Origin of the sequence: Pseudomonas sp. EpS/L25 (assembly GCF_001512295.1) — a bacterium.
In the GTDB taxonomy this organism is placed as follows: Bacteria; Pseudomonadota; Gammaproteobacteria; order Pseudomonadales; family Pseudomonadaceae; genus Chryseomonas.
The window spans coordinates 117,089-142,243 of sequence record NZ_LNUP01000015.1 but is presented as its reverse complement, the minus strand read 5'-3'; the positions used below and the strand labels follow the sequence as shown (position 1 = coordinate 142,243).

19 protein-coding genes are annotated in these 25,155 nt (G+C 66.8%); 6 read left to right on the top strand and 13 right to left on the bottom strand.

Annotated features, from left to right (window positions below; translation table 11 throughout):
• Positions 1-170: 170 nt before the first annotated feature.
• Entirely contained in the window at positions 171-1,463 is a 1,293-nt protein-coding gene (locus AR540_RS17265) for a hypothetical protein (RefSeq protein WP_059231552.1), read from the top strand.
• A gap of 66 nt (positions 1,464-1,529) precedes the next feature.
• On the opposite strand, the gene garD is transcribed toward AR540_RS17265, so the two are convergent.
• The 10 genes from garD to AR540_RS17220 form a co-directional block, all read right to left on the bottom strand.
• Complete coding sequence (garD, locus tag AR540_RS17260; protein WP_059230441.1) at positions 1,530-3,086, bottom strand: galactarate dehydratase; 1,557 nt, start codon at positions 3,084-3,086, stop codon at positions 1,530-1,532.
• Positions 3,087-3,106: 20 nt separating this feature from the next.
• Positions 3,107-4,465, bottom strand: a complete 1,359-nt coding sequence (locus tag AR540_RS17255; protein WP_059230440.1) for an MFS transporter — start codon at positions 4,463-4,465, stop codon at positions 3,107-3,109.
• Positions 4,466-4,631: 166 nt separating this feature from the next.
• Positions 4,632-5,669, bottom strand: coding sequence for a LacI family DNA-binding transcriptional regulator (locus AR540_RS17250; RefSeq protein WP_059230439.1), 1,038 nt, complete (start codon positions 5,667-5,669; stop codon positions 4,632-4,634).
• Positions 5,670-6,040: 371 nt separating this feature from the next.
• Positions 6,041-7,081, bottom strand: a complete 1,041-nt coding sequence (locus AR540_RS17245; RefSeq protein WP_059230438.1) for a threonine aldolase family protein — start codon at positions 7,079-7,081, stop codon at positions 6,041-6,043.
• Positions 7,078-8,889: an aminopeptidase P family protein gene (locus AR540_RS17240; RefSeq protein WP_059230437.1), complete on the bottom strand. Its 1,812-nt coding sequence runs from the start codon at positions 8,887-8,889 to the stop codon at positions 7,078-7,080. The genes AR540_RS17245 and AR540_RS17240 overlap by 4 nt, the downstream gene beginning before the upstream one ends.
• Positions 8,890-9,010: 121 nt before the next feature.
• On the bottom strand, positions 9,011-9,181 hold the full coding sequence (locus tag AR540_RS25775; protein WP_177339251.1) for a hypothetical protein: 171 nt from the start codon (positions 9,179-9,181) through the stop codon (positions 9,011-9,013).
• 118 nt (positions 9,182-9,299) lie between these two features.
• Positions 9,300-10,241, bottom strand: a complete 942-nt coding sequence (locus tag AR540_RS17235) for a LysR family transcriptional regulator (protein WP_059230436.1) — start codon at positions 10,239-10,241, stop codon at positions 9,300-9,302.
• 232 nt (positions 10,242-10,473) lie between these two features.
• Positions 10,474-13,524, bottom strand: a complete 3,051-nt coding sequence (locus AR540_RS17230) for an efflux RND transporter permease subunit (protein ID WP_059230435.1) — start codon at positions 13,522-13,524, stop codon at positions 10,474-10,476.
• On the bottom strand, positions 13,521-14,594 hold the full coding sequence (locus tag AR540_RS17225; protein WP_059230434.1) for an efflux RND transporter periplasmic adaptor subunit: 1,074 nt from the start codon (positions 14,592-14,594) through the stop codon (positions 13,521-13,523). Before AR540_RS17225 ends, AR540_RS17230 begins: the two co-directional genes overlap by 4 nt.
• The gene (locus tag AR540_RS17220; RefSeq protein ID WP_153014269.1) at positions 14,591-15,694 is read right to left on the bottom strand and encodes an efflux RND transporter periplasmic adaptor subunit; all 1,104 of its coding nucleotides are present in this window, start codon (positions 15,692-15,694) and stop codon (positions 14,591-14,593) included. The genes AR540_RS17225 and AR540_RS17220 overlap by 4 nt, the downstream gene beginning before the upstream one ends.
• Before the next feature lie 306 nt (positions 15,695-16,000).
• On the opposite strand from AR540_RS17220, the gene AR540_RS17215 reads away from it, so the two are divergent.
• Complete coding sequence (locus tag AR540_RS17215; RefSeq protein ID WP_153014268.1) at positions 16,001-16,228, top strand: hypothetical protein; 228 nt, start codon at positions 16,001-16,003, stop codon at positions 16,226-16,228.
• A gap of 145 nt (positions 16,229-16,373) precedes the next feature.
• Here the strand turns inward: AR540_RS17215 and AR540_RS17210 are convergent, their stop codons facing one another.
• Both AR540_RS17210 and gabP read right to left on the bottom strand, forming a co-directional pair.
• Entirely contained in the window at positions 16,374-16,583 is a 210-nt protein-coding gene (locus tag AR540_RS17210; RefSeq protein WP_059230431.1) for a DUF1127 domain-containing protein, read from the bottom strand.
• Between the two features lie 353 nt (positions 16,584-16,936).
• Positions 16,937-18,325: a GABA permease gene (gabP, locus tag AR540_RS17205; RefSeq protein ID WP_059230430.1), complete on the bottom strand. Its 1,389-nt coding sequence runs from the start codon at positions 18,323-18,325 to the stop codon at positions 16,937-16,939.
• Positions 18,326-18,878: 553 nt separating this feature from the next.
• Between gabP and AR540_RS17200 the strand changes: the two genes are divergently transcribed.
• The 3 genes from AR540_RS17200 to AR540_RS17190 are packed head-to-tail and all read left to right on the top strand — an operon-like array spanning position 18,879 to position 22,758.
• Entirely contained in the window at positions 18,879-19,616 is a 738-nt protein-coding gene (locus AR540_RS17200) for a gluconate 2-dehydrogenase subunit 3 family protein (RefSeq protein WP_059230429.1), read from the top strand.
• Entirely contained in the window at positions 19,616-21,403 is a 1,788-nt protein-coding gene (locus tag AR540_RS17195) for a GMC family oxidoreductase (protein WP_059230428.1), read from the top strand. Before AR540_RS17200 ends, AR540_RS17195 begins: the two co-directional genes overlap by 1 nt.
• Before the next feature lie 11 nt (positions 21,404-21,414).
• Complete coding sequence (locus AR540_RS17190) at positions 21,415-22,758, top strand: cytochrome c (protein WP_059230427.1); 1,344 nt, start codon at positions 21,415-21,417, stop codon at positions 22,756-22,758.
• Positions 22,759-22,795: 37 nt separating this feature from the next.
• On the opposite strand, the gene AR540_RS17185 is transcribed toward AR540_RS17190, so the two are convergent.
• Positions 22,796-23,710: a LysR family transcriptional regulator gene (locus tag AR540_RS17185; RefSeq protein WP_059231549.1), complete on the bottom strand. Its 915-nt coding sequence runs from the start codon at positions 23,708-23,710 to the stop codon at positions 22,796-22,798.
• Between the two features lie 101 nt (positions 23,711-23,811).
• Here AR540_RS17185 and AR540_RS17180 point away from each other — a divergent pair, with 101 nt between their 5' ends.
• Positions 23,812-24,801: an aldo/keto reductase gene (locus AR540_RS17180; protein WP_059230426.1), complete on the top strand. Its 990-nt coding sequence runs from the start codon at positions 23,812-23,814 to the stop codon at positions 24,799-24,801.
• The last annotated feature ends 354 nt before the right edge of the window (positions 24,802-25,155 follow it).

The following is a 25,155-nucleotide window of genomic DNA, read 5'->3' as shown; positions in this document are numbered from 1 at the left end:
CACCTGCACCTGCACCCGCGCCCGTTCTCGACGGCCGTGGGCGGTAGCGTGCCTGCCTTCGCGCCTGCAGTCCCACGCTCACGCCAAGATGGCGCGCCGTCGGCTGTCCTTCGTTGCTTACGTCAGGACTGGTGGCCTCCGCCACCGGCATCAAGACAGGGATGATCATCATGTCGGCTGCAACCGCCAGCTCTTCCGCCTTCCCGCGCGCGCTCGAATGGCGCTATTCCACCCTGATGGTGTGGACGGCCATCGGTCTGCTGTGCGTCGAAACCTTCTCCGGCTTCCTGCGCTACGCCCTGGACATGGTCGGTGCCTCGGCCCTGGTCTACCTGCCCAAGATCGCTTGCCTCGCGCTGTTCGCCCTGCAGTTGGCCACGGTCAGGGTACCCAAGGTGATCTGGGTCGGGCTGCTGGCCGGTTTGGCCTACGCCGCCCTCGCCCTGCTCCACGGCGGTACCTTCAACAACGTGCTGTTCTCGCTGTTCGTCTACAGCCCGCTATTGTTCGGCCTGCTCTGCGGCCGCGAGCTGCTCAAGCAGAGTCGCCTGCTGGCACGGGCGATGTTCCTGCTGCTGATCGCCTGCCTGATCGGCATCGCCCTGGACAAGTACACCTCGGTGCCCTGGAAGGGCTACAGCTACAACCTGGGCGGTAACGACATCGCCGGCAACACCCAGTGGGTCGCTGGCGAAGCGGACCGCATCGCCGGCTTCGCCCGGGTCTCCAACGTGCTGGCGGCGCTGATCGCGGTCTACTGCCTGTTCCTCGCACAATTCGCCCGCTCCAAGGCACTCTGGCTGGTGGTCGCCCTGGTCGGCTTCTTCGGCATCCTGCTCACCACCAGCAAGGCGCCCGCCGCGGCCTTCGCCTTCACCCTGCTGCTGATGATGACCCGCCGCTTCCAGTGGCCGACCTACGCCCTGATCCTGCTCGCCGTGGTGGGCGGCATGCTACTGCCAGCGCTGAGCCTGATCCGCGACTTCGATCCCCTGGTGGTGATGAGCGACAGCGGCCTGGCTTCCTTCTACGACCGCCTGGTGAACACCTGGCCCAATGTAGTCGCGGAGATGAGCCGCCATGGCTGGACGCTGGAAGGCGCCGGCTTCGGTCTGTTCGGCAGCTCCATGGCCGCCTTCCCCGTGCCCGGCATCGAGTTGTTCGTCACCAGCGACAGCAGCCTGGTCTACCTCTGGTGCGTGTTCGGCGTGGTCGGCATCCTCGGCTATGTCCTGCAGCTGCCGGTGTTCATCCGCCTGCACAGTGCGCCCGACCGCCTGAGCCACACCCTACTGGCCATCGCCTTCTGCCTCTGCCTGATCGGCTGGACCACCGACCTCTTCGATATCGGCGTCGGCAACCTCTTCGTCGGCATCATCCTCGGCTACGTGCTGATGCGCGATGCGGAAGAGGTCGGCCAGCCGAGCCTGCGACCGGTCAACGGCAGCGTTCTGGCCGACTGAGACCTGGGGGCGAACGAAAAAGGGCCGACCCCGCGAGGGATCGGCCCTTTTCTATTGCCGCTTAAATCAGGTCACCGGGGCCGGATTGAACAGCGCCAGGTCGTTGTGCAGGCGATGGCGTTCGGCCCAGGTCTGGCGCCGGCCGCTGGCCACGTCCAGGTAGCACTGGAAGATCTCCCAGCCCATCTCCTCCAGCGACAGCCGCCCGCTCACCACCCGGCCGGCATCGATGTCGATCAGGTCGGGCCAGCGCTCGGCCAGCTGGGTGCGGGTCGAGACCTTGATCACCGGGACCATGGACAGTCCATAGGGCGTACCGCGACCGGTGGTGAAGATGTGCAGGTTCATGCCCGCGGCAAGCTGCAGGGTGCCGCAGATGAAGTCGCTGGCTGGGGTGGCGGCGAAGTACAGGCCTTTGCCGCGGATCTTCTCGCCGGGCGCGATGACCCCGGCGATGGGACTGGTACCCGACTTGGCGATGGAGCCCATGGCCTTTTCGACGATGTTGTTCAGCCCGCCCTTCTTGTTGCCTGGGGTGGTATTGGCACTGCGATCGGCCATGCCCCGTTCCAGGTAGCGGTCGTACCAATCCATCTCGCGGATCAGGGCATCGGCCACCTCGGGGGTAGCGGCGCGCGGGGTCAGCAGGTGGATGCCATCGCGCACCTCGGTGTTCTCGGAGAACATCACGGTGGCGCCGGCCCGCACCAGCAGATCGGCGGCCACGCCCAGGGCCGGGTTGGCGGTAATGCCGGAGAAGGCATCGCTGCCGCCGCACTGCATGCCCACCACCAACTCTGAAGCCGGGACCGTCTCGCGGCGGCGCCCATTGAGCACTTCCAGACGCGCCTCGATCAGCCCCAGGATCTGCTCGACCATGCCGGCGAAGCCGTTGGCCGAATCCTGCAGGCGGAACAGCCATTCCTCTTCGTTCTGCCCGGCGGTGAGCTCATCGCCCGGCATCAGCTGGCTGGCTTGCAGCTTCTCGCAGCCCAGACCGATGACCAGGGCCTGGCCGCCGAAATTGGGGTTGCGGCTGATGTTGTGCAGGGTACGGATGGGGATCACCGCATCGGGGGCGTTGATGGCCACCCCGCAGCCGTAGCTGTGGGACAGCGGCACCACGTCGTCGACGTTGGGGTAGCGCGGCAGGATCTCCTTGCGTACCCGCTCCACGCAGTGGTCCAGCACCCCCACCACGCACTGCACGGTGGTGGTCACCGCCAGGATGTTGCGGGTGCCGACGCTACCGTCCGGATTGCGGAACCCCTCGAAGGTATAGCCTTCCAGGGGTTCGCCGACCTGGCCGGGCGCGGTGGCCTTGGGCAGGTTGTCCAGCGCCGGTGGCTCCGGCATGCGCAGCAGGGCCTCGGTGATCCAGCTGCCGGCGGGAACGTGCTGCAGGGCGTAGCCGATGACCTCGCCGTAGCGCACCACCTCGGCGCCCTCCGCGAGATCCACCAGGGAGACCTTGTGGCTCTGGGGAATGGCCTCGACGGTGGTCAGGCCATCGGCGAAGGCAGTGCCGGCGGCCACGCCGGGCTCGTTGACCACCACCCCGACGTTGTCCTGGGGATGGAGCTTGATGTAGCGCGGCGAATCACGGTGATCGATCAGGTTCATGTTCTTATCCTCTGCCGGGCTCAGGCCCGGGCCGGGTCAGGCTGGGTCGCGCCCAGGATCTCGCCGTCGGCGGTACGCAGCTCGACGCGCTGGATGCGACCGACGATGAACAGGTAGCTGCACACGGCCACCAGGGCATTGGCACCGACATAGACCAGCGCCCACTTGAAGGAACCGGTGGCGGCGATGAGGTAGCCGATGACGATGGGGGTGGTGATGGAAGCCAGGTTGCCGAAGGTGTTGAACAGGCCGCCGGAGAGGCCGGCGATCTGCTTGGGCGAGGTATCCGCCACCACCGCCCAGCCCAGGGCACCGATGCCCTTGCCGAAGAAGGCCAGGGTCATGAAGCCCACCACCATCCAGTCGGCATCGACATAGTTGCAGAAGATCATGCTGGTGGAGAGCAGCAGGCCGCAGACGATGGGCAGCTTGCGGGCGAAGGTCAGGGAGTGGCCGCGACGCAGCAGGTAGTCGGAGATCACCCCGCCCAGCACCCCGCCGATGAAGCCGCAGATCGCCGGCAGCGAGGCGATGAAACCGGCCTTGAGGATGGTCATGCCGCGCTCCTGCACCAGGTACACCGGGAACCAGGTCAGGAAGAAATAGGTGATGGCGTTGATGCAGTACTGGCCGAGGTAGACGCCGAGCATCATGCGATTGGTCAGCAGCTGGGCGATGTAGTGCCACTTGGGCCCGCCATCCTGCTGGCGCGCGCTGTTGTCCATGTCCACCAGGCCACCGTTGTCACGGATGTGCGCCAGCTCCGCGGCGTTGATGCGCGGATGCTCCTTGGGGTTGTGGATGTATTTCATCCACGCCACGGAAAACAGGATACCCAGGGCGCCCATGATGACGAAGACGTGCTCCCAGCCGAAGTGGAAGACGATGCCGCCCATGATCGGCGCGAACAGCGCGGTGGCGAAATACTGCGCCGAGTTGAAGATCGCCGAGGCGGTGCCGCGTTCGGCGGTGGGGAACCAGGCGGCGACGATGCGCGCATTGCCGGGGAAGGACGGCGCCTCGGCCAGGCCGACCAGGAATCTCAGCATGAACAGGGTGGTGACCGCCCAGGCCACCGGCAGGCCGCCAACCAGCCCCTGCAGCAGGGTGAAGAGCGACCAGAAGAAGATGCTACCGGCGTAGACCTTCTTCGAACCGAAGCGATCCAGCAGCCAGCCGCCGGGAATCTGCCCAGCCACGTAGGCCCAGCCAAAGGCGGAGAAGATATAGCCGAGGGTGACGGCGCTGATGCCCAGGTCTTTCTGCAGGCTGGAGCCGGCGATGGCGATGGTGGCGCGGTCGGCATAGTTGATGGTGGTCACCACGAACAGCATCAACAGGATCAGGTAGCGCACCCGGGTGGGTCTGGTGGCATCCATGGGAAGCCCTCTTGCGTGATTGTTTTTATTGAAAGCACGGACTGCCGGATGATTGCGCAATCATATTTCGCTGCGACAACCTGCCTCAGTCCTGGTACATGCCCAAGACTAAGCCATGATTGCGCAACCACACAAGTATGACGTCTAACGACTTTAGCGCCGGTGGTCAGGTCGTGGCGCGGTCGATGATGTGGAAGCCGGTGTCGATGCGCACCGCGTCCCGGGCCCGCTCGCCCGCGTTGAACCGCTGCAGCAGCGCCTCTGCCGCCAGGGTGCCCATGCGATCTCCTTCGACGCTGACCGACGACAGCGCCGGATGCATCTGGGCAGCGCTGGAGAGATTGCCGAAGCCCAGCACCGCCAGATCCTCGGGCAGGCGCAGCCCGCGACTCGCGGCTTCCGCCATCACTCCCTGGGCGACGGTGTCGGAGCTGCAGACCACCACGTCGAAGACCTCGTCGCGGGCCAGCAACCGGTGCAAACCGGCCCGGCCGGATTCCACCAGGGCGGGCGCCGGCAGAATCTCCACCGCAGGAGCCGGCAGGTCCAGCTCGGCCAGGCGGGCGACCAGGCTGCGGCAGCGGCGCAGGGCACGGGGGTCGTCCACCGAGACCACGGCGAACCGGCGATAGCCACGGGCATGCAGATGCTCCGCCTGGGCGCGACCTACCGCCTCGTGGGAAAAGCCCACCTGCATGTCCAGCGGGTCTTCGCCCAGGTCCCAGGACTCCACCACCGGGATCCCGGCCTGGGCCAGGCGCTGGCGACTGGCAGCGGTGTGCAGGGTGCCGGTCAGCACGATGCCATCGGGCTTGCGTCCCAGTACCGCGGCCAGCAGTTGCTCTTCCTGTTCGGCGCTGTAGCCGGTCAGGCCCAGCAGGGTCTGGTAGCCGGCCTGGGACAGACGCGCCATCAAGGCCTGGACGGTTTCGGCGAAGATGGAGTGGACGATGGTCGGCACGAACAGCGCCACCAGGCGACTGCGATTGGAGGCCAGGCCGCCGGCCAGCAGGTTGGGCACGTAGCCAGTGGCCTGCACCGCCGCCAGCACCTTCTCCCGCGCCGCCTCGCTGACGATCTCCGGTCGATTCAGCGCCCGCGAGACGGTGATCGGCGACACCCCGGCGACCCGGGCCACATCGATGAGCGTGGGGGCGGTGGGGTTGGCCATCGCAGTGGGGGCTTTGCTGGACTTCTTGGCCATGGATCGCCAGGGATGGTGGAGAGGTTGGCCATGGTAACGGTTGGTACGGGCGGCGTCCCCTGTGAACACCGTAGCGTGGAAAACCGCGCAGCGTTTTCCACCTGGGAATGGGCACCGTTGGATGAGAAAGCATCGAATCCCGTAGGAGCGGCCCATGGCCGCGATCAGGTCTGGCACAAGGTGTATCGCGGCCATGGGCCGCTCCTACAGGGGGTGATGCTTTTGTAGGAGCGACCCATGGCCGCGATAGTCCAGACCAGAGCGGTCGTTACGGCACACCAGCATGGCCGCGATAAGACAGTTGCTCCTACAGCAGCCGGATATCCCGCGGGAGCGGCCGCATCGGCGGACCGCCATGGCTGCGATACGCCCTACCCGCCCATCGCCGTCCGAATATCCGCCGCCAGCTCCAGTACCCGGGCCTCTTCGGTGTCCCAGGAGCACATGAAGCGGGCGCCGCCGCTGCCGATGAAGGTATAGAAGCGCCAGCCACGACTGCGCAGGAACTCCAGCGCCGGCTCGGAGAGCTGCAGGAACACCGAGTTGGCTTCCACCGGGAACATGAAGTCCACGCCGGGTACGTCGCGTACCCGCTCGGCGAGCAGGCGCGCCATGGCATTGGCGTGGCGGGCGTGGCGCAGCCAGGTATCGTTCTCCAGCACGCCCAGCCAGGGCGCGGAAAGGAATCTCATCTTCGAGGCCAGTTGGCCGGCCTGCTTGCAGCGGTACTCGAAGTCCTCGGCCAAGTCGCGGTTGAAGAAGAGGATGGCCTCTCCCACCGCCATGCCGCTCTTGGTACCACCGAAGCAGAGCACGTCGACGCCGGCCTTCCAGGTCACCTCGGCCGGCGTGCAGCCCAGGCCGGCCACCGCGTTGGAGAAGCGCGAGCCGTCCATGTGCAGGTGCAGGCCGAGGTCCCGGCAGGTGGCGCTGATGGCCTGCAGCTCGTTCAGGCCATAGAGGGTGCCCACCTCGGTGACCTGGGTGACGGTCACCGCACGCGGCTTGGGAAAGTGGATGTCGGCGCGCTTGGTGGCGATCTGCTGGATGGCGCCCGGGGTCAGCTTGCCCTGGTGCGCCGGCGCCAGCAGCAGCTTGGAGCCGTTGGAGAAGAATTCCGGCGCGCCACATTCATCGGTCTCGACGTGGGCCGTGTCGGAGCAGATGACGCTGTGGTAGCTCTGGCACAGCGCCGCCAGGGCCAGGGAGTTGGCTGCCGTGCCGTTGAAGGCGAAGAACACCTCGCAGTCGGTCTCGAACAGCTGGCGAAAGCGGTCGGCGGCGCGGGCGGTCCAGGTGTCGTTGCCATAGGCGGTCTCGTGACCGACGTTGGCGGCGGCCATGGCGGCCCAGGCTTCCGGGCAGATGCCGGAGTAGTTGTCACTGGCGAATTGCTGGGCGTTGCTGCTCATCGGGCGGTCCTCGCGACGGGTTCGGTGCGCGCCAGCAGCCAATCGCGCGCGGCGCCTTCGACCAGCGGCAGCACGCGGCGCCGGACCTCGGCATGGTAGTCATCCAGCCAGTCCAGCTCGTCGTCGCGCAGCAGGGCGAGATCCAGGCAGCGGGTGTCCAGCGGGCAGAGGGTCAGGGTTTCGAAGGCGAGGAAATCGCCGAATTCGGTGTGCCCGGCGCGGGTGCACAGCAGCAGGTTCTCCAGCCGCACGCCCCATTGGCCAGGTCGATAGATACCCGGTTCGTTGGAGGTGATCATGCCCTCGCGCAGCACGTGGTGCGGGGTCACGGTGGCATAGAAGGAGATCGACTGGGGCCCCTCGTGCACGTTGAGGAAGTAGCCCACGCCATGGCCGGTGCCGTGGCCGTAGTCGATCCCGGCGGCCCAGATCGGTTCGCGCGCCAGGGCATCGAGCATGGGCGCGGCGACCCCGGCCGGGAAGCGCGCCCGCGACAGCGCCAGCATGCCCTTGAGCACCAGGGTGAAGTCGCGCTTCTGGGCGGCGCTGGGGGTACCGATGGGCACCACCCGGGTGATGTCGGTGGTACCGCCCAGGTACTGGCCGCCGCTGTCGATCAGCAGCAGACCATCGCCCTGCAGTTCGGCATGGGCCTCCTCGGTGGCACGGTAATGCGGCAAGGCGCCGCCGGCGTTGAAGCCGGCGATGGTGGCGAAGCTCAGGGAAACGAAATTGGGCCGGGCGGCCCGGGCTTCGGTCAGCCAGTCGTCCACGGTCAGCTCGGTGAGGCGCTCGCCGCGGGCCAGGGCCGCCTCGAAACGGGCGAAGAACACGCACAGCGCCGCGCCGTCCTCTTCCATGGCGGTGCGCACCTGGGCCACTTCCGCGGCGGTCTTGCAGGCCTTGAGCAGGGTGGAGGGATTGATCTGCTCCAGGCGCTCGACGCCCACGGGCGCCGCCTCGGCCAGCCCCAGGGTGACACGGGCCGGGTCCACCAGCAGGGTGCTCCCGGCCGTCAGGCGACCCAGTTCGGCAGCCGCCTGGTCGTAGTCGGCCAGGGTCACGCCATCCGCCACCAGGGCCGTGCGGATCTCGGCGGGAACCTTGGCCGGATCGATGAACAGCTGGCAGCTGTCCCGGCCCAGCAGCAGATGCGCGAGGAACACCGGGTTGTAGGGCACGTCCGCGCCACGCAGGTTGAGCAACCAGGCGATGTCGTCCAGCGAGGAGATGAAATGCCAGTCGGCGCCGGCCTCGGCCATCGCCTGGCGCAGCTGGGCGAGCTTGGCGCTGCGCGGCTGGGGCGCAAAGGGCGGGGCATGCGCGAAGACCGGCGCCACGGGCAACTCGGGCCGGTCGCTCCAGATCGCCGCCAGAGGATCGCGGTCGGTGCGCAGCTGGATCTGCTTCGGCTCCAGAGCACGACGCAGCGCCGCGGCCGTGCCCAGGGACAGCACCTGGCCGTCCACCAGCACCGTGCCACCGGCCGGTACCTGCTCGGCCAGCCAGTGTAGGTGGGCCTGGGGTTGGCTGGCCACCTGCTTCATCAGGGCGATGCCGCTGCCTGCCAGTTCATGCGCGGCCTGCTCCCAGTAGCGACTGTCGGTCCAGACGCCGGCGGCGTCACGGGTCACCAGCAGCAGGCCGGCGGAGCCGGTGAAGCCGGACAGCCAGGCGCGACCCTGCCAGTACTCGGGCAGGTATTCGGACAGATGGGGATCGGCGCTGGGGATGAGGCAGGCGTCGGCGCCCTGCTCGGCGAGGAAGGCGCGCAGGCGGGCGAGTCGTTGGGCGGAAGTAGCGGTCATGGGCACCTCGACAAGGTCAGGGGCTCAGTGTGCCGCAGATATAAAAAAGCCGCACCCGAAGGGTGCGGCGGAGAAAGACCAAAGGAGCGAAGAGGGGGTGGTCTTTCGAAAGCGGAGCGGCTCAGCGACGCGCGTCGGCGGCGGGAGCGGCCTGATCGCCGTAGTGCTGCATGGCGGCATGATTGTGATCGACCAGCTTGTATCTCAGGCTGGGATTGTCGTCGGCCGCGGCGAACTGGGCAGAGGTCAGGGCGGCAAGGGTCAGCAACAGGGCGGACAGAGAACGTTTCATGGCGAACTCCTGAAAGGTCGTGTTCATCGGGGTACGGGACCATTCTAGGGAAAGAACGCCACCTAATAAATAGCATGCTAATTAAATGACTATTGCAAGGATTGCAACAAGCCCTGACCTAGTCCTTGGCCCAGTAGCGCTGGTCCTCCAAGACCAGATTCTCCAGCTGCAGGCGTTCGGGCAGCTCTTCCTTGAGGAAATCGATCCAGGTCTTGATCTTGGCGTCGAGAAAGCGCCGCGAGGGATAGAGCGCGTGGATGTTGCGTTCGCGCAGGCGGAAATTGGGCAGCAACCGCACCAGGCTGCCATCGCGCAGGTAATTGACCGCGATGTAGCTGGGCAGCAGGCAGATGCCCATGCCCTGGCGGGCCACGCTGGCCAGGGCCTCGGCGACGTTGACCTGGAAGACGTAGCGCGGCGTCACCTGCTGCTCGCCCTCGGGGCCGGCGAACACCCAGCGCTCGGAGAAGTTCGGATCCAGCAGGCGCAGGCAGTCGTGCTCGGCGAGCTCGGCCGGCACCTTGGGCGCCGGTCGCTGCGCCAGGTAGCTGGGCGATGCGCAGACCACGCTGTAGACGCCGCCCAGGCGCTGGGCGACGAAGTCGGAATCGGCCAGCTCGGTGTCCAGGGTGATGGCGATGTCATGGCCCTCCTCCAGCAGCGCCGGATGATTCTGCGAGAGGTTCATGACGATCTCCACCTGGGGATAGCGTGCGCAGAAGCGCGACACCAGCGGCGCCAGCAGCTGGGTGCCGAGGCCGGTCATGGAATGCAGGCGCAGGTGGCCATGGGGCTTGAGGTGCGCACCGCTGGCCTCGGCCTCGGCCTCGCCGACATCCTGCAGGATGCGCCGACAACGTTCGAGGTAGCGCTCGCCCGCTTCGGTCAGCGCCAGGCGCCGCGTGGTGCGGTGCAGCAGGCGCGTCTGCAGGTGGCTTTCCAGCTCCGCCAGCAGGCGCGACACCTGCGCGGTAGACAGGTCGAGGGTATGGGCGGCCGCCGTGAGACTGCCCAGATCCACCACCCGGACGAAGATGCGCATGCCTTGGAAGATATCCATTATTGCCTTTTTCGCAATGGAGTTTCGTCAAGGCGTCACTTTATTGAAAAAGACCGACGCCCGATAGTGGTGCAGTGAGCTGCTGTGGATTCGACACCCTGACCGTTCGAATCCTTCCCTCCGGCAGTGGCTCCTTGGATAGCTCCTTGCGGCCTCCTGGCAGGTGTCTTCGCTGAAGACCTCCGCCAGGGGGTCGTTTTTTTTGCCCGCCTGTTTCCGCCGCGCTCGCGACTCAACCCTCACGCCCCGGTTCACGGATGCGATAGCTGGCGATGTACAACGCCGGCAGGAACAGCAGGGTCAGCAGCGTCGCGGCGACGATGCCGCCGATCATGGCGTAGGCCATGGGCCCCCAGAACACCTCACGGGCGATGGGAATCATGCCCAGGCTGGCCGCTGCGGCGGTGAGCAGGATGGGCCGGCGGCGGTGCCGGGTGGCTTCCACCACGGCGTCCCAGGGCGAGCGACCGGCCTGTTCGAAGGCATCGATCTGGGTCACCAGGATCACCGAGTTGCGGATGATGATGCCGATCAGCGCCAGCACCCCGAGGATGGCGACGAAGCCCAGCGGCTGGCCGAAAGGGATCAGCCCCAGCACCACGCCGATCAGGCCGAGGGGCGCCACGCTCGCCACCAGGAACAGCTTGCGGATGCTGTGCAGCTGGATCATCAGGAAGGTGGCCATGAGGAACAGCATCAGCGGCACCACCTCGGCGATGGGACCCTGGGCCTTGCTGCTTTCCTCAACCGTGCCGCCCACGGCGACCTGATAGCGCGGCGGCAGCTTGGCGATGAAGGCATCGACGTCCGGTTGCAGCTGTTTGACCAGGTCCGGCGCCTGGATGTCGCTGAGGATCGAGGCCTTGAGGGTGATGGTGGGTAGGCGATCGCGGCGCCATACCAGCGGCTGCTCCAGGGCGTAGTCGATGCGGGCGAAGGCCTTGAGCGGCACCGCGACCCCCTGGGGCGTCATGATCTGCAGGTTCTCCAGGGTCTCCACCGAGCGCCGCTCGGCCTCGCTGGCACGGGCCACCACGTTGACCAGGTAGATGTCGTCACGCACCTGGGTCACGGTGGTGCCGGTGACCACGCCGTTGAGGATCTGCGCCACGTCCTGGGAGGAAAAGCCCAGTTGCCGCGCCTTGTCCTGGTTGACCTCCACCTTGAGCATCCGCGCCGGCTCGTTCCAGTCGTAGAGGAAGTCACCCAGTTGCGGACTCTTGCCCAGCACGCTGGCCAGCGCCAAGGCCTGGCGACGCACCTCGGCGACGTCCGGACCACTGATGCGGTACTGGATCGGCCGCCCCACCGGCGGGCCCATCTCCAACGGCTGGACATAACCGGACAGGCCGACGAAGTCCTGGCGCAGGCGCTGCTTGAGCTTGGGCAGCAGGCGATTGCGCGCCTCCAGATCCTTGGCCACCAGGATCACCTGGCCATAGAAGGGATTCTCCAGCTGCTGGTCCAGCGGCAGGTAGAAGCGTACCGCGCCCTGGCCGACGTAGGAACTCCAGTGGGCCACGTCCGGATCGTCGGCCAGGGTCTTCTCGAATCTGTCCATCTGCGCGCGGGTGGCGTCGAGGGAGGCGTTCTGCGGCAGGTTGAAGTCGATCAGCAATTCGGGCCGGTCCGAGGACGGGAAGAACTGGTTCTGCACGAACTTCATCGAGAACAGCGCCGCAGCGAACAGCAGCACGGTGAGGACGATGGTCAGCCAGCGATGGCGCATGGCGCCCAGCAAGAGGCCATCGGACCAGCGTGCCAGGCGCCCGGGCTGGTCGTGATCGTGCTTCTTCACCTGTTTCGGCAGGATGTGCACGCCGATCACCGGCGAGAAGAACACCGCGACGATCCAGGACAGCAGCAGGGCCACGGCGATCACCGCGAACAGGGTGAAGGTGTACTGGCCGGCGCTGCTGGAATTGAGGCCGATGGGCACGAAGCCGGCCACCGTCACCAGGGTACCGGTAAGCATGGGAAAGGCGGTCGACTCGTAGGCGAAGGTCGCCGAGCGGTGCAGCGACTCGCCCTCCTCGCGCTTGGTCACCATCATCTCCACGGTGATCATGGCGTCGTCCACCAGCAGGCCCAGGGCGATGATCAGGGCGCCCAGGGAAATCCGCTGCATGGTGATGCCGCTGTATTCCATGAAGACGAACACCAGCGCCAGGGTCAGGGGGATGGACAGCGCCACCACCAGGCCGGCGCGCACGCCGAGGCTGATGAAGCTCACCACCAGCACGATGATGACCGCCTCGAACAGCGCCCGGGTAAAGCCACCGACGGCCTTTTCCACCACCTGCGCCTGGTTGGAGACCACGTGCACACCGATGCCCACCGGCAGGTCGGCGGTCAGCTCCTGCATCTTCTCGGTCAGGGCGGCGCCGAAGGTCTGGATGTTGCCGCCGCTGCTCATGGCGATGGCCAGGCCGATGGCCGGCTGGCCGTTGTAGCGGAACAGCGAACTGGGCGGATCGGCGTAGCCGCTGCGGATGTCGGCCAGGTCGGTAAGGCGATAGAAGCGATCGTCGATGCGCAGGTTGACCGCGGCGAGATCGGCGGTGGAGCGGAATTCGCCGCTGGTGCGCACGCTGATGCGCTCGGCGCCGGATTCGATGGTGCCCGAAGGCGCTACCGCGTTCTGCTGTTGCAGACTCTGCATCACCTGGCGCTGGTCGATCCCCAGGGCGGCCAGCTTGCGGGTGGAGAAGTCCAGGTAGATGACCTCGTTCTCCGCGCCGAGCACCTGTACCTTGCCGATGCCCGGCACGCTGCGGATCTCGCGGCGCACCTGTTCCACCTGGTCGCGCAGCTGGCGCATGCTGAAGCCGTCGCCGGTGAAGGCATAGATGCTGCCGAAGACGTCGCCGAATTCGTCGTTGAAGGCCGGTCCCTGGATGCCCTGGGGGAATTCGCCCTGGATGTCCGCGATCTTCTTGCGCACCTGGTACCAGATGTCGGGAATCGCCTTGGCCGGGGTGGTGTCGCGCAGATAGACGAACACCGTGGACTGCCCCGGTCGGGTGAAGCTCTTGGTGTAGTCCAGCGAATCCAGCTCCTCGAGCTTCTTCTCCACCCGTTCGGTGACCTGGCGCAGGGTCTCCTCGGTGGTCGCCCCCGGCCAGCGGGTCTGGATGACCATGGTCTTGATGGCGAAGGACGGGTCTTCCTCGCGCCCCAGCTTCATGTAGGAGAAGACGCCCATCAGCAGGGCGACGAACATCAGGTACCAGACGAAGGATTGGTGGCGCAGCGCCCAGTCCGACAGGTTGAAGCCCTTCATGGCCGTGCGCCCTCCTGATCCTTCACCCGCTGTCCCTCCTCGAGACTGTTGACGCCCGCCACCACCACCCGCTCACCGACACTCAGGCCCTGGCCGATCCACGCCTGGCCAGTGGCTTCGCGCAGGACCTGGACCGGGCGCTGGCGTACCTGGGCCTGGTCGCCTTTACCCTCCACAACCCAGACCGACGCCTGGCCGTCCTGGCGTCGCAGCGCCTGGGCCGGCAGCGCCAGGCCCGTGGCCGGCGGCAATTCCAGCTCGCCTTGCACCAGGGTACCGATGCGTAGTGCCGCGGGCGGACTCTCCAGGGTCAGCCGTACCCGCCGGGTGCGGGTGGTGGCATCGGCCTGGGGTTCGATTTCCCGTACCCGCCCCTCGACGGCCACGTCCGGGTCCAGCGCCATGCGCACCGTCAGCCGGCGTTCGGGCGCCAGGTGGCCGATGGCCTGGGCGGGCAGGTCCAGCACCGCCTCGCGGACGTCCGGGCGGGCGACCCGTACCACCGGCTGGCCGGCGGATACCACCTGGCCGACCTCGGCCTGCCAGGCGGTGATCACCCCCTCGAAATCGCTGTAGAGCTCGGCATAGTGGCGCTGATCACGGGCCTGGCGCTCGGCGCTCAGGGCCTGTTCGCGCGAGGCTTCCAGGGTGTGCAGCCGGGTCAGTGCCTGGTCCAGCTGGGAGCGCGAGCCGACGCCCTGGTCGAACAGCTGCTGCTGGCGACGGGCATCGTTGCGGGCATCGCGCCATTGCGCCTCGGCATCGGCGGTCTGGCCTTCGCGACTGCGCAAGGCATTGTCCTGGTCGGTGGGATCCAGCGCCGCCAGCAATTGGTCGCGGCGCACCGGAGCACCCACGTCCAGCAGGCGACGGGTCATGCGCCCACCCACGCGAAAGCCCAGCACGCTCTCGTAGCGCGCCTGGATACTCCCGGCGAACACCTCGCGCTGCAGCGGTGGTGCGCTGAGCGTCACGGTCGCCACCGGCCGTACCGGTGGCGGTGGCGTCTCGTCGTCATTGGAGCAGCCGGCCAGCGCCAGCAGCACCCCGACCAGCAGGATGCGCCTCATGGCCGCACCTCGTCGAAGGCGGAACGCTCCGCCACCTCGACCTTCTGATTGGGGCTCAGCGCCTGGCCACCGGCGATCACGATGCGCTCGCCGGCCTTGAGGCCCTCGCTGACGATGATGCTGTCGCGGGTGTAGCGCTCGATGCGCAGCGGCTGCAGGCTGACCCGGCCATCGTCATTGAGGCGCCAGACGGCGGGCTGGTCGGTGGTGCCGTTCAGCGCCGTCCAGGGCAAGGCGAAGCCCTGCCCGGCCGCGCCTACCAGTTGGGCGTTGACCACCGCGCCGAGGGTCATGGCCGCGGGTGGCTGGTCGAGCTGTACCTTGATGCGCACCGTGCCGCTGCTCGCCACCGTCGGCGCGATCTCGCGCAGCCGGCCCTGGGTGGTCACCTCCGGACGCGCCTGCAGCGAAATGGGCAGGCGCTGGCCTACCTGCAGTTGACGGGACAGGGATTCATAGAGATCGAAGACGGCATCGAGTTCGCCGCTCACCGCCAGGTCGAAGATCGCCGCCCCGGCCTGTACCACCTGTCCGGCCTCGGCGTGGCGCGCGGTCAGCACACCCGTGGCGCTGGCGCGCAACTCGGTGTAGCCCAGTTGCTTGCGGGCGTCGTCGCGCTGCGCCGTGGCGGTCTGCAGCGCACTGTGGGCGCCATCCAGGGTCGCCTGGGCCTGGTCGTACTGGCTGCGACTGGTGTAGCCCTTGGGCAGCAGCGCGGCCTGCCGCTCGAAATCGACCCGCGCCAGGCGCGCCCGGGCTTCCTGGGCAGCCACCTGGGCCTGGGCGGCCGCCAGGTTGTTGCGCAGGTCCTGGGGGTCCAGTCGCGCCAGTACCTGGCCTTCGCGCACCCGGTCGCCCACGTCGGCCAGGCGCTCGCTGATCTTGCCGCTGACCCGGAACCCCAGGGGCGCCTGGACCCGCGCCTGGACGTCGCCGGTGAAGGGAATTCGTTGGCTGTCGCTGACCGGCTCCACCTGGGCTACCACCACCCGCGCCCGTTCCTCGGCCGGCGGCTGCTCCTTGGAACAGCCCGATAACGAGGCGATCAGTAACAGCGTGGCCGTTACCGGGTAGCAGGGGATACGGCGGGGAGCCCTCATGATTGTCCTTATCGATGGAAGAGGAGCGATCTGCGAACTGACCACGCGAGGCGCAGCGGGTTCGCCGGCGAATTGTCGGGCGCAGCGCCGCGCTTGGAAAGCGTCCTGGCCGACCAGGTGGTCGCAATCGGACGTCATCGCTTCGCCAGCTCGCCCACAAATGTTCACAAATGCCCCGGAACCCCGCATTCCAGGCCGCAGTCAACTTAAACGTGCACTGCGGATCAGCGGATCCGCGGCAGATGCCCGACTCCCCGCCGGAGCGGGCCCATTCGAATTCACGGGTTCATTCGAGAGGCCGTACTCATGAAAAAGCTGCTGATCACGTCTACCGCTGTTGTGATGCTGTCCATGGCCACGGGTGTCTTCGCGGCCGAAACCTCCAAGAGTGCCACGGCCGTCAATGGCTCGGCTACCGAAGCCGTGCCAGGCAAGACCACCGTCAAGGGCGGTGCTGATGGCGCAGCCGAGGTGCCCTTCAAGAGCGAGAAGCCCAACAAGGTCGACGCGCGCAACCAGAACAACATGCAGTGATGCCTGCGCCGACGGCGCGGTAACGAAAAAGCCCCGGCCAGCCGGGGCTTTTTCTTGTCTGCGCGCCGTGCATCCGCGTGCAAGGACGCTGGACAAAACAAACCCCGCCGGAGCGGGGTTCGAGAGAGCTGTGCAGCCGTGCGGCTTAGCGCCAGAAAGGCTTGTGCATTTCCTGGTAGCGCTGGGCCTCGGTGATGCCGGCATCGGCCAGCATACGGGTATCGAGACGAGCCAGTTCGTTACGGCTGGCGATCCGACGTTGCCAGGTGGACAGCGTGGAGATCACGCGCAGGGCGACGGGGATGCGATTGCTGGGTTGGGCATTGTGCAGCGAGGAACTGAAGGTGCGTTCCATGGTGGCTTTCCTTCCCGCTTATGACGGGTACTGGTCATCGAATGGCGCCATTGTCTCGCCAGGCGAGTGCTACCACCAGTAACAGTCCAGGGAAAGGTTCGCGGGTCACCCCTGACACAATTGCAACTGTACTGCTGCAATATGGGTCATTCTGTAACGTTATGCACCATTGCAGTGCATTTTCAGGTTGCCGGAGGGAACATCTAGGGAATTCCGGGCCGCACAGTGGGTTTCGAACCGTGCAAACCGGTCTGCTGTTCTACCTGTTACCGCGCCCGCTGTCCAGCGTAGGTCAGTTTTTGCCCCAAGAAAGTGCGACCCCGACGACAGCATCGGCGGGGTCGCTACCCAGGTCAGCGTGCCACAGCCGCCATGGCCGGCGTGCTCGGCTGACGCCGTCCCACCAGGGTACCGATGACGACCACTACCAGCGCCAGCAGGCCGGTCGCCAGGATCTCGAAGCGATGAGCCTCGCTGAACAGCATCACGGTCAGGGCACCGACGATGAAGACGATCACCGCCCAGGTCAGCCAGGGGAACAGCCACATGCGGAATTCCAGCGTTTCGCCGCGGGCGATCAGCTTGCGTCTCAGGCGCAGCTGGGTCACCGCGATCACCAGGTACACCAGCAGCGCCACGGCACCGGAGGTGGAGAGCAGGAAGCTGAACACGGCCTCGGGCATGGTGTAGTTGGCGATGGTGGTGAGGAAGCCCACGGCGGTACTGGCCAGCACCGCCGTGCGCGGTACGCCAGCGCTGGAGGCACGGCCCAGCTTGGCCGGGGCGTCGCCGCGGCGGGCCAGGGAATAGAGCATCCGCGAGGCGGTGTAGAGCGCCGAGTTCAGGCAACTGGCCACGGCGACCAGCACCACGCAGTCGACGATCAGCTTGGCATGGGGAATCGACAGCACCTCGAGGGCGCGCTGGTAGGAACCCACGAGCGGCAGCTGGGCATCGTTCCAGGGCACCATGGAGACCACCAGGAAGATGGAGACCAGATAGAAGAGCGCGATCCGCCAGATCACCGAGTTGGTGGCCTTGCTGATCTGCCGGGACGGATCCTTGGACTCGGCGGCAGCGATGGTGACGATCTCGGTCCCCATGAAGCTGAACATGGTGGTGAGCAGCGCGCCCAGCACCGCCCCGAAGCCATTGGGCATGAAGCCGCCGGTATGGGCCATCAGGTTGCTCAGGCCACTCACTTCCCGCCCTGGCAGGGCGCCGACCAGCGCCGCCGCGCCCAGAGCGATGAAGGCGACGATGGCGATGACCTTGAGCAGGGCGAACCAGAATTCGAACTCGCCGTACTTGGCGACGCTGAACAGGTTGGTCACGGTCAGGATGCCGGTGATCACCAGGGCGAACTGCCAGGTGGCGATGGCCGGGAACCAGGCATTGAGGATGGCGGCGGCCGCTACCGCCTCGAGCGGGATCACCAGCACCCAGAACCACCAGTACAGCCAGCCGATGGTGAAGCCGGCCCAGCGCCCGATGCCCTGCTGGGCATAGGAGGAGAAAGACCCGGTATCGGGCGATGCGACCGCCATTTCCCCCAGCATGCGCATCACCAGTACCACCAGGGTGCCGGCCAAGGCATAGGCCAGCAGCACGGCGGGACCGGCAGCGGCGATGGCATGGCCGGAGCCGACGAACAGACCGGCGCCGATGACGCCAGCGATGGACAACATGGTCACATGGCGCGGCTTGAGTGCCGGAGACAGATTGCATTCTGCGTTGGACATAAGGTGTTACCTGACAACGGAAAGCCTCCCAAGTGCAACTTGCGCGCCACCCTCGTCGAAATCGGCATATAACGAACTAAAAGAGTGCAGTCATTCGCGGAAAGTGGCGAAAAATCGGCATTACAACCATCTATCGCGCTAACCGCATGAAGAATAAGCGACTTTCCTGGAGAGCGTGTCGCACCCTGAGCATGCTTCGTTAGGTATCACCTAGTGCAACTTGCACCTTTATGGTGCTAGAAAAGGTGGAACCTTAGGTAACCAGCGGCCTGCCAGGCTCCTTGGCGGACGGTGATCGGAAATGTCCCCGACAAATCTGCCCTCCCGTCCACGGGCCTGAGAGCCTGCCGCGGTACCGCCCATCACCGGCATCCCAGGCAAGGGGGTGTCTGGAAGGACCTTTCACGCCACCCGGGAACTTGGCGCCCCGTCGCGGCTCTGCACAGCTGCGACAAAATGTAACCGCCGCCGCCATATGTTGGTAATATTTCAACACATTAGCCAGCTAACTATAAGCCCGCGGCCGACCTCGGGCACCTGATGAGACCCGAGCATGCCCGCTGACGATTCCGTTCCGGCCCGGCGCGACTTCCTGCGCAAGTCCCTCTCCCTGATCCCCGTGGTCGCCCTGGCCGGCGGTGCAACCCCGGGCCTGGCCCTCGCTACCGCGCCTGCCACTCCTGCGGACAAGGCCGGTAGCAGCGCTGAGGCTGATGCCTATCAGCCAGTGTTCTTCACCGCCGAGGAATGGGCTTTCGTCCAGGCCGCGGTGGCCAGACTGATACCGGCGGACGAGTTGGGCCCCGGCGCCCTGGAGGCCGGGGCGCCCGAATTCATCGACCGGCAGATGCAGACCGCCTATGCCCGCGGTGCCCTCTGGTACATGCAGGGCCCCTTCGCCGCCGATGCGGCGCCGGAAATGAGTTACCAGAGTCGCCTGGTACCCCAGGATCTGTACCGCCTGGGCATCGCGGCAGTGGATCGCTGGACCGGCCAGCAGCACGGCAAAGCCTTCGCCGACCTCACGCCCGCCCAGCAGGACGAGACCCTCAAGGCCCTGGAAAGCGGTGACGCCACCCTGGAAGGGGTGCCGGCCAAGCTGTTCTTCGCCCAGTTGCTGCAGAACACCAAGGAAGGCTTCTATTGCGATCCGCTGCATGGCGGCAACAAGCGGCTGGTCGGCTGGAAACTGGTGAACTTCCCTGGCGCCCGTGCCGACTTCATGGACTGGGTGGAGCGCGACGAACGCTATCCGCTGCCACCGGTCTCCATTCGCGGGGAGCGCGGTTGATGGCCAAGGTATTGCCCAGCAAGCAGGTGGTGATCGTCGGCTTCGGCTGGACCGGCGCCATCATGGCCAAGGAATTGACCGAGGCCGGCCTGGACGTGGTGGCCCTGGAGCGCGGCAGCTACCGCGACACCTATCCCGATGGCTCCTATCCCCAGGTGATCGACGAACTCACCTACAGCATCCGCAAGAAGCTGTTCGTCGATGTCTCCAAGGAAACCGTCACCATTCGCCACAGCGTCAACGACGTCGCCCTGCCCAACCGCCAGCTCGGTGTCTTCCTGCCTGGCGATGGCGTGGGCGGCGCCGGCCTGCACTGGTCGGGGGTGCACTTCCGCGTCGATCCGGTGGAACTGCGCCTGCGCAGTCACTATGAAGAGCGCTACGGCAAGACATTCATCCCCGAGGGCATGACCATCCAGGATTTCGGTGTCAGCTACGCCGAACTGGAGCCCTACTTCGACTTCGCCGAGAAGGTGTTCGGGACCTCGGGTACCGCCTGGAGCATCAAGGGCCAGGTAGTGGGCGACGGCAAGGGCGGCAATCCCTATGCCGCGGATCGCTCCAGCGACTTCCCGCTGCCGGCGCAGAAGAACACCGTCTCGGCGCAGCTGTTCGAGCAGGCCGCACGGGAGGTGGGTTATCACCCCTACAACCTGCCCTCGGCCAACACCTCGGGGCCCTACACCAACCCCTACGGTTGCCAGATGGGTCCCTGCAACTTCTGCGGCTACTGCAGCGGCTACGTCTGCTACATGTATTCCAAGGCCTCGCCGAACCTGAACATCCTGCCGGCGCTCAAGCAGGAGCCGCGCTTCGAATTGCGCAGCCAGGCCCATGTGCTCCGGGTCAATCTCGACAGCACCGGCAAGCGGGCCACCGGGGTGACCTACCTGGACGCCCAGGGCCAGGAGCTGGAACAGCCGGCCGATATCGTCATCCTCGCCGCCTTCCAGTTCAACAACGTGCGCCTCATGCTGCTGTCGGGCATCGGCCAGCCCTATGATCCCAGGACCGGCGAAGGCGTGGTCGGGCGCAACTTCGCCTACCAGAACATGGCCACCATCAAGGCCTTCTTCCGCCAGGATCAGCACCACACCAATCCCTTCATCGGCGCCGGCGGCAATGGCGTGGCGGTGGACGACTTCAACGCCGACAACTTCGACCACGGCCCCCACGGCTTCGTCGGTGGCTCGCCGATGTGGGTCAACCAGGCCGGTACCCGCCCCATCGCCGGGGCGGCCAATCCGCCCGGCACGCCGCAGTGGGGCAGTGCCTGGAAGAAGGCCCAGGCCGGCTACTACAACCACCAGCTGTCGATGGACGCCCATGGTGCCCACCAGTCCTATCGCGACAACTACCTGGACTTGGACCCCACCTATCGCGACGCCTATGGCCAGCCGCTGCTGCGCATGACCTTCGACTGGAAGGACAACGACATCCGCATGACCCGCTTCATGGCCGCCAAGATGAAGAAGATCGCCGAGGCCATGAGTCCCGAGCACATCAGCGTTTCGGTCAAGGATTTCGGCGGTCACTTCAACACCGCCAGCTACCAGACCACCCACCTCAACGGCGGCGCCATCATGGGCACCGATCCCAAGACCAGCGCGGTCAATCGCTACCTGCAGAGCTGGGACGTGCACAACGTCTTCGTGCCGGGCGCCTCGGCCTTTCCCCAGGGCCTGGGCTACAACCCCACCGGCCTGGTGGCGGCCCTGACCTACTGGTCGGCGCGGGCCATCCGCGAGCAGTACCTGAAGAATCCCGGCCCGCTGGTGCAGGCATGAGAGGCGCGCCCATGATCCTCCGTACCCTCGCGACCCTGCTGCTGAGCAGCGGCCTGGCGCTGGCGGCCCAGGCCGCCGAAGACGTCGATCCGGCGCTGGTCAAGAAAGGCGAATACCTGGCCCGCGCTGGCGACTGCGTGGCCTGCCATACGGCGCCGGGCGGCCAGCCCTTCGCCGGCGGCCTACCGATGCAGACGCCCATCGGCACGCTCTATTCCACCAACATCACCCCGGATCGGCAGACCGGCATCGGCGACTACCGCTTCGCCGACTTCGACGCTGCCGTCCGCCAGGGCATCGCCAAGGAAGGCCACACCCTCTATCCCGCCATGCCCTACCCGTCCTACGCCCGGGTGACCGAGGGCGACATGCGCGCCCTCTATGCCTACTTCATGCACGGGGTGACGCCGGTCGAGCAGGCCAATCGCGACAGCGACATCCCCTGGCCGCTGTCCATGCGCTGGCCCCTGGCGATCTGGCGCCAGCTGTTCGCTCCCGAGGTGGTGCAATTCCAGCCGGCGCCGGACCAGGACCCGGTGGTAGCGCGCGGTGCCTACCTGGTGGAAGGCCTCGGCCACTGTGGCGCCTGCCACACGCCACGCGCTCTGACCATGCAGGAGAAGGCGCTCTCCCCCGCCGATGGCAAGGACTTCCTTGCGGGCAGCGCGCCCCTGGAAGGCTGGATCGCCAAGAATCTGCGCGGCGATCAGCGCGACGGCCTGGGCCGCTGGGACGAGGAGCAGCTGGTGCAATTCCTCAAGACCGGACGCTCCGCGGACAGCGCGGTGTTCGGCGGCATGACCGAGGTGGTGCAGCACAGCCTGCAATACCTGAGCGACGCCGACCTGCAGGCCATCGCCCGCTACCTCAAGACCCTGCCGCCCAGGGACCCGCACGATGCCCCCTTCCAGCCCGACGGGCGCGCCGCAGCGGCGCTCTGGCGCGGCGACGACAGCGCCCGCGGTGCCCAGGTCTACGTGGACAACTGCGCCGCCTGCCACCGTACCGACGGCCAGGGCTACGACCGGGTGTTCCCGGCACTGGCCGGCAACCCGGTGCTGCGCACGGCCGATGCCAGCTCACTGATCAACATCGTGCTCAAGGGCGGTACCCTACCCGGCCTGCACACCGCGCCCTCGACGATCGTCATGCCGCCCTTCGGCTGGCGGCTGGACGATGCCCAGGTGGCCGACGTGGTCAGCTTCATCCGCGCCAGCTGGGGCAACGACGCGCCGCCGGTCAACGCCGCCGAGGTGGCCAAGTGGCGCAGCGACGACACTCGCACCACCTCCGGCGACGACCTTGGCCAGGCCTTCGGCCATGGCCAGCCGGCCCCACGGGAAGCGGGCAAGTAGTCGAGGCTGGCAGGCGAGTCGGCCACCGCCGCTCGCCTTACCGCCGCAACCAGGCCGGATCGACCGCGGCGAACACCTCGTCCAGCCATTCGACCCAGGCGCGCACCCGCGGCGAGGTCTGACTGGCGAGCGGATAGACCGCCGCCAGCGGCAAGCCCGGTGGGCGTTGGTCGGGCAGCACCTCGCACAGCCGCCCGGCCGCCAGGTCCGCCGCCACGTGGTAGAGCGGCGCCTGGATCAGTCCCAGGCCGGCCAGGGCAGCGCCGATGTAGACGTCGGCCCCGCTGAGCGCCAGGCGACCCGGTAGCTCCGGGCAGCACAGTTCGCCCTCTCGCACGAACTCGAAGGGCAGCCGACGACCGCTGCGCTGGGAGCGGTAGTGCACGCCCTGGTGCCCGGCCAGCTCGGCGAGGGTCGTCGGCCAGCCCTGGCGCGCCAGATAGGCCGGGCTGGCGCAGGTCACCTGCACCAGTTCCCCCAGGGGCTGGGCGGCCAGGCCTTCGTCGAGCAGCGGGCCGCTGCGCAGCACACAGTCGATGCCCTCGCCGACCACGTCCACCGGACGGTCGTCGGCGCTGATCACCAGCTCCAGATCGGGATAGCGCTGGCAGAAGTCCGGCAGCGCCGGCAGCACCAGGGCACGTCCGATGGAGCCGGGCAGATCCACCCGCAGGCGGCCGCGCGGCTGTCGGCGTCTTTGACTGAAGGCGTCCTCGATGTCGTCCAGCTCGGCCAGCCAACGGACGCAACGCTCGTAGTAGGCAGCGCCGTCCAACGTCGGGCTGACCCGGCGGGTGGTGCGGTGCAACAGCGTCACCCCCAGATGCGCCTCCAGCTGTTGCACCAGCAGCGTCGCCATCGCCGGCGACAGGCCCAGGTCGGCCGCCGCCCGGGTGAAGGAACGGCGTTCGACGATGCGCACGAAGCCACGCATGGCTGCCAGTCGGTCCACGATCATTCAATCCAGCTGAATACTGTCTGCCCTGATAGCAGCTTTGTTCGATTCAACTCAATAGCCAGACTGCTCTGGTCAGCCAAAGAGGAGCAAACGACATGCTGCAACGACGACTGGGCCGCAACGGTCCGCTGGTGTCCGCCCTGGGGCTGGGCTGCATGGGCATGAGCGAGTTCTATGGCGCGACTGACGAGGCCGAGGCTCTCGCCACCCTGGACCTCGCTCTGGAGCGCGGCGTGACCCTGCTGGACACCGCCGACGCCTATGGACCGCACCGCAACGAAGAGCTGCTCGGCCGCGCGCTGCGGGGACGCCGCGAGCGGGTATTCCTCGCCACCAAGTTCGGCCTGGTGCGCAGCGACGATCCCAACACCCGTGTGGTCAACGGTCGGCCCGAGTACGTGCGCCAGGCGGTGGACGGCAGCCTGCGCCGGCTGGGGGTCGAGCGGATCGATCTCTACTACCAGCACCGCGTCGATCCCGAGGTACCCATCGAAGAGACCGTGGGCGCCATGGCCGAGCTGGTGCAGGCCGGCAAGGTGCGTTACCTGGGGCTGAGCGAGGCGTCCAGCGAGACCCTCTCCCGCGCCCACCGGGTCCATCCCATCGCCGCGCTGCAGAGCGAATTTTCCCTATGGTCGCGCGATCCCCAAGAACATGGCGTGCTGGCCACCTGCCGCGAACTCGGGGTGGCGTTGGTGGCCTACAGTCCGCTCGGCCGGGGCTTCCTCACCGGCGCCCTGAAGTCGCCGGACGACTTCGCCGCGGACGACTACCGCCGACTGAGCCCGCGCTTCCAGGGCGAAAACTTCCAGCGCAACCTGGAACTGGTGGAGCGGGTACGCGCCCTGGCCACCGCCAAGGGCGTCACCCCCGGCCAGGTGGCCCTGGCCTGGGTGCTGGCCCAGGGCGAGGACGTCGTGCCCATCCCCGGTACCCGGCGGCGTCACTACCTACTGGAGAATCTCGCCGCCCTCGAGGTGCAGCTCACCGACCATGAAAAGGTCGAACTGGATAACCTCTTCACCCCGGGGACCGTGGCGGGAACACGCTATCCGGCCGCCTGGATGCAACTGGTCGAGCGTTAGCCACCGCCAAGCCCGTCGCCGACCGACGGGCTTGCACCCTTGGCATCGATCCTGCTAGCTTGATCGCGTTTGTACCAAGCTGACCCCAATCGCTGGACGCCTTTCCGCTTCTACCCACCGCGTGAAATCAGCGTCATCTGGATCGAATCGATCCCACCGATTGCTCAGGATCTGCCGCCCTGGCCTCTGAATCTCGCGCCCGGTCGGTTGCCTGCCTTCCCAAGTACTTACCTGCATGCCTGGGCATCTCGCCCACACGCTGCCTTCCTCCAGCCAGAGATTCAGCCGTCGACCGTCATGGGTACGAGGTTGCTGGAGTTATTTCACCGCGCCGACTGAGCGTGGACCCAAGGA

What these genes read in the sequence shown, in the direction of transcription:
- AR540_RS17190 (WP_059230427.1), top strand. Translation starts at nt 21,415, where the DNA reads ATGATCCTCCGTACCCTCGCGACCCTGCTGCTGAGCAGCGGCCTGGCG.
- AR540_RS17255 (WP_059230440.1), bottom strand. Translation starts at nt 4,465, where the DNA reads ATGGATGCCACCAGACCCACCCGGGTGCGCTACCTGATCCTGTTGATG.
- garD (WP_059230441.1), bottom strand. Translation starts at nt 3,086, where the DNA reads ATGAACCTGATCGATCACCGTGATTCGCCGCGCTACATCAAGCTCCAT.
- AR540_RS17245 (WP_059230438.1), bottom strand. Translation starts at nt 7,081, where the DNA reads ATGAGCAGCAACGCCCAGCAATTCGCCAGTGACAACTACTCCGGCATC.
- AR540_RS17250 (WP_059230439.1), bottom strand. Translation starts at nt 5,669, where the DNA reads ATGGCCAAGAAGTCCAGCAAAGCCCCCACTGCGATGGCCAACCCCACC.
- AR540_RS17230 (WP_059230435.1), bottom strand. Translation starts at nt 13,524, where the DNA reads ATGAAGGGCTTCAACCTGTCGGACTGGGCGCTGCGCCACCAATCCTTC.
- AR540_RS17200 (WP_059230429.1), top strand. Translation starts at nt 18,879, where the DNA reads ATGCCCGCTGACGATTCCGTTCCGGCCCGGCGCGACTTCCTGCGCAAG.
- AR540_RS17240 (WP_059230437.1), bottom strand. Translation starts at nt 8,889, where the DNA reads ATGACCGCTACTTCCGCCCAACGACTCGCCCGCCTGCGCGCCTTCCTC.
- AR540_RS17210 (WP_059230431.1), bottom strand. Translation starts at nt 16,583, where the DNA reads ATGGAACGCACCTTCAGTTCCTCGCTGCACAATGCCCAACCCAGCAAT.
- AR540_RS17220 (WP_153014269.1), bottom strand. Translation starts at nt 15,694, where the DNA reads ATGAGGGCTCCCCGCCGTATCCCCTGCTACCCGGTAACGGCCACGCTG.
- AR540_RS17195 (WP_059230428.1), top strand. Translation starts at nt 19,616, where the DNA reads ATGGCCAAGGTATTGCCCAGCAAGCAGGTGGTGATCGTCGGCTTCGGC.
- AR540_RS17215 (WP_153014268.1), top strand. Translation starts at nt 16,001, where the DNA reads ATGAAAAAGCTGCTGATCACGTCTACCGCTGTTGTGATGCTGTCCATG.
- AR540_RS17225 (WP_059230434.1), bottom strand. Translation starts at nt 14,594, where the DNA reads ATGAGGCGCATCCTGCTGGTCGGGGTGCTGCTGGCGCTGGCCGGCTGC.
- AR540_RS17265 (WP_059231552.1), top strand. Translation starts at nt 171, where the DNA reads ATGTCGGCTGCAACCGCCAGCTCTTCCGCCTTCCCGCGCGCGCTCGAA.
- AR540_RS17235 (WP_059230436.1), bottom strand. Translation starts at nt 10,241, where the DNA reads ATGGATATCTTCCAAGGCATGCGCATCTTCGTCCGGGTGGTGGATCTG.
- gabP (WP_059230430.1), bottom strand. Translation starts at nt 18,325, where the DNA reads ATGTCCAACGCAGAATGCAATCTGTCTCCGGCACTCAAGCCGCGCCAT.
- AR540_RS17180 (WP_059230426.1), top strand. Translation starts at nt 23,812, where the DNA reads ATGCTGCAACGACGACTGGGCCGCAACGGTCCGCTGGTGTCCGCCCTG.
- AR540_RS25775 (WP_177339251.1), bottom strand. Translation starts at nt 9,181, where the DNA reads ATGAAACGTTCTCTGTCCGCCCTGTTGCTGACCCTTGCCGCCCTGACC.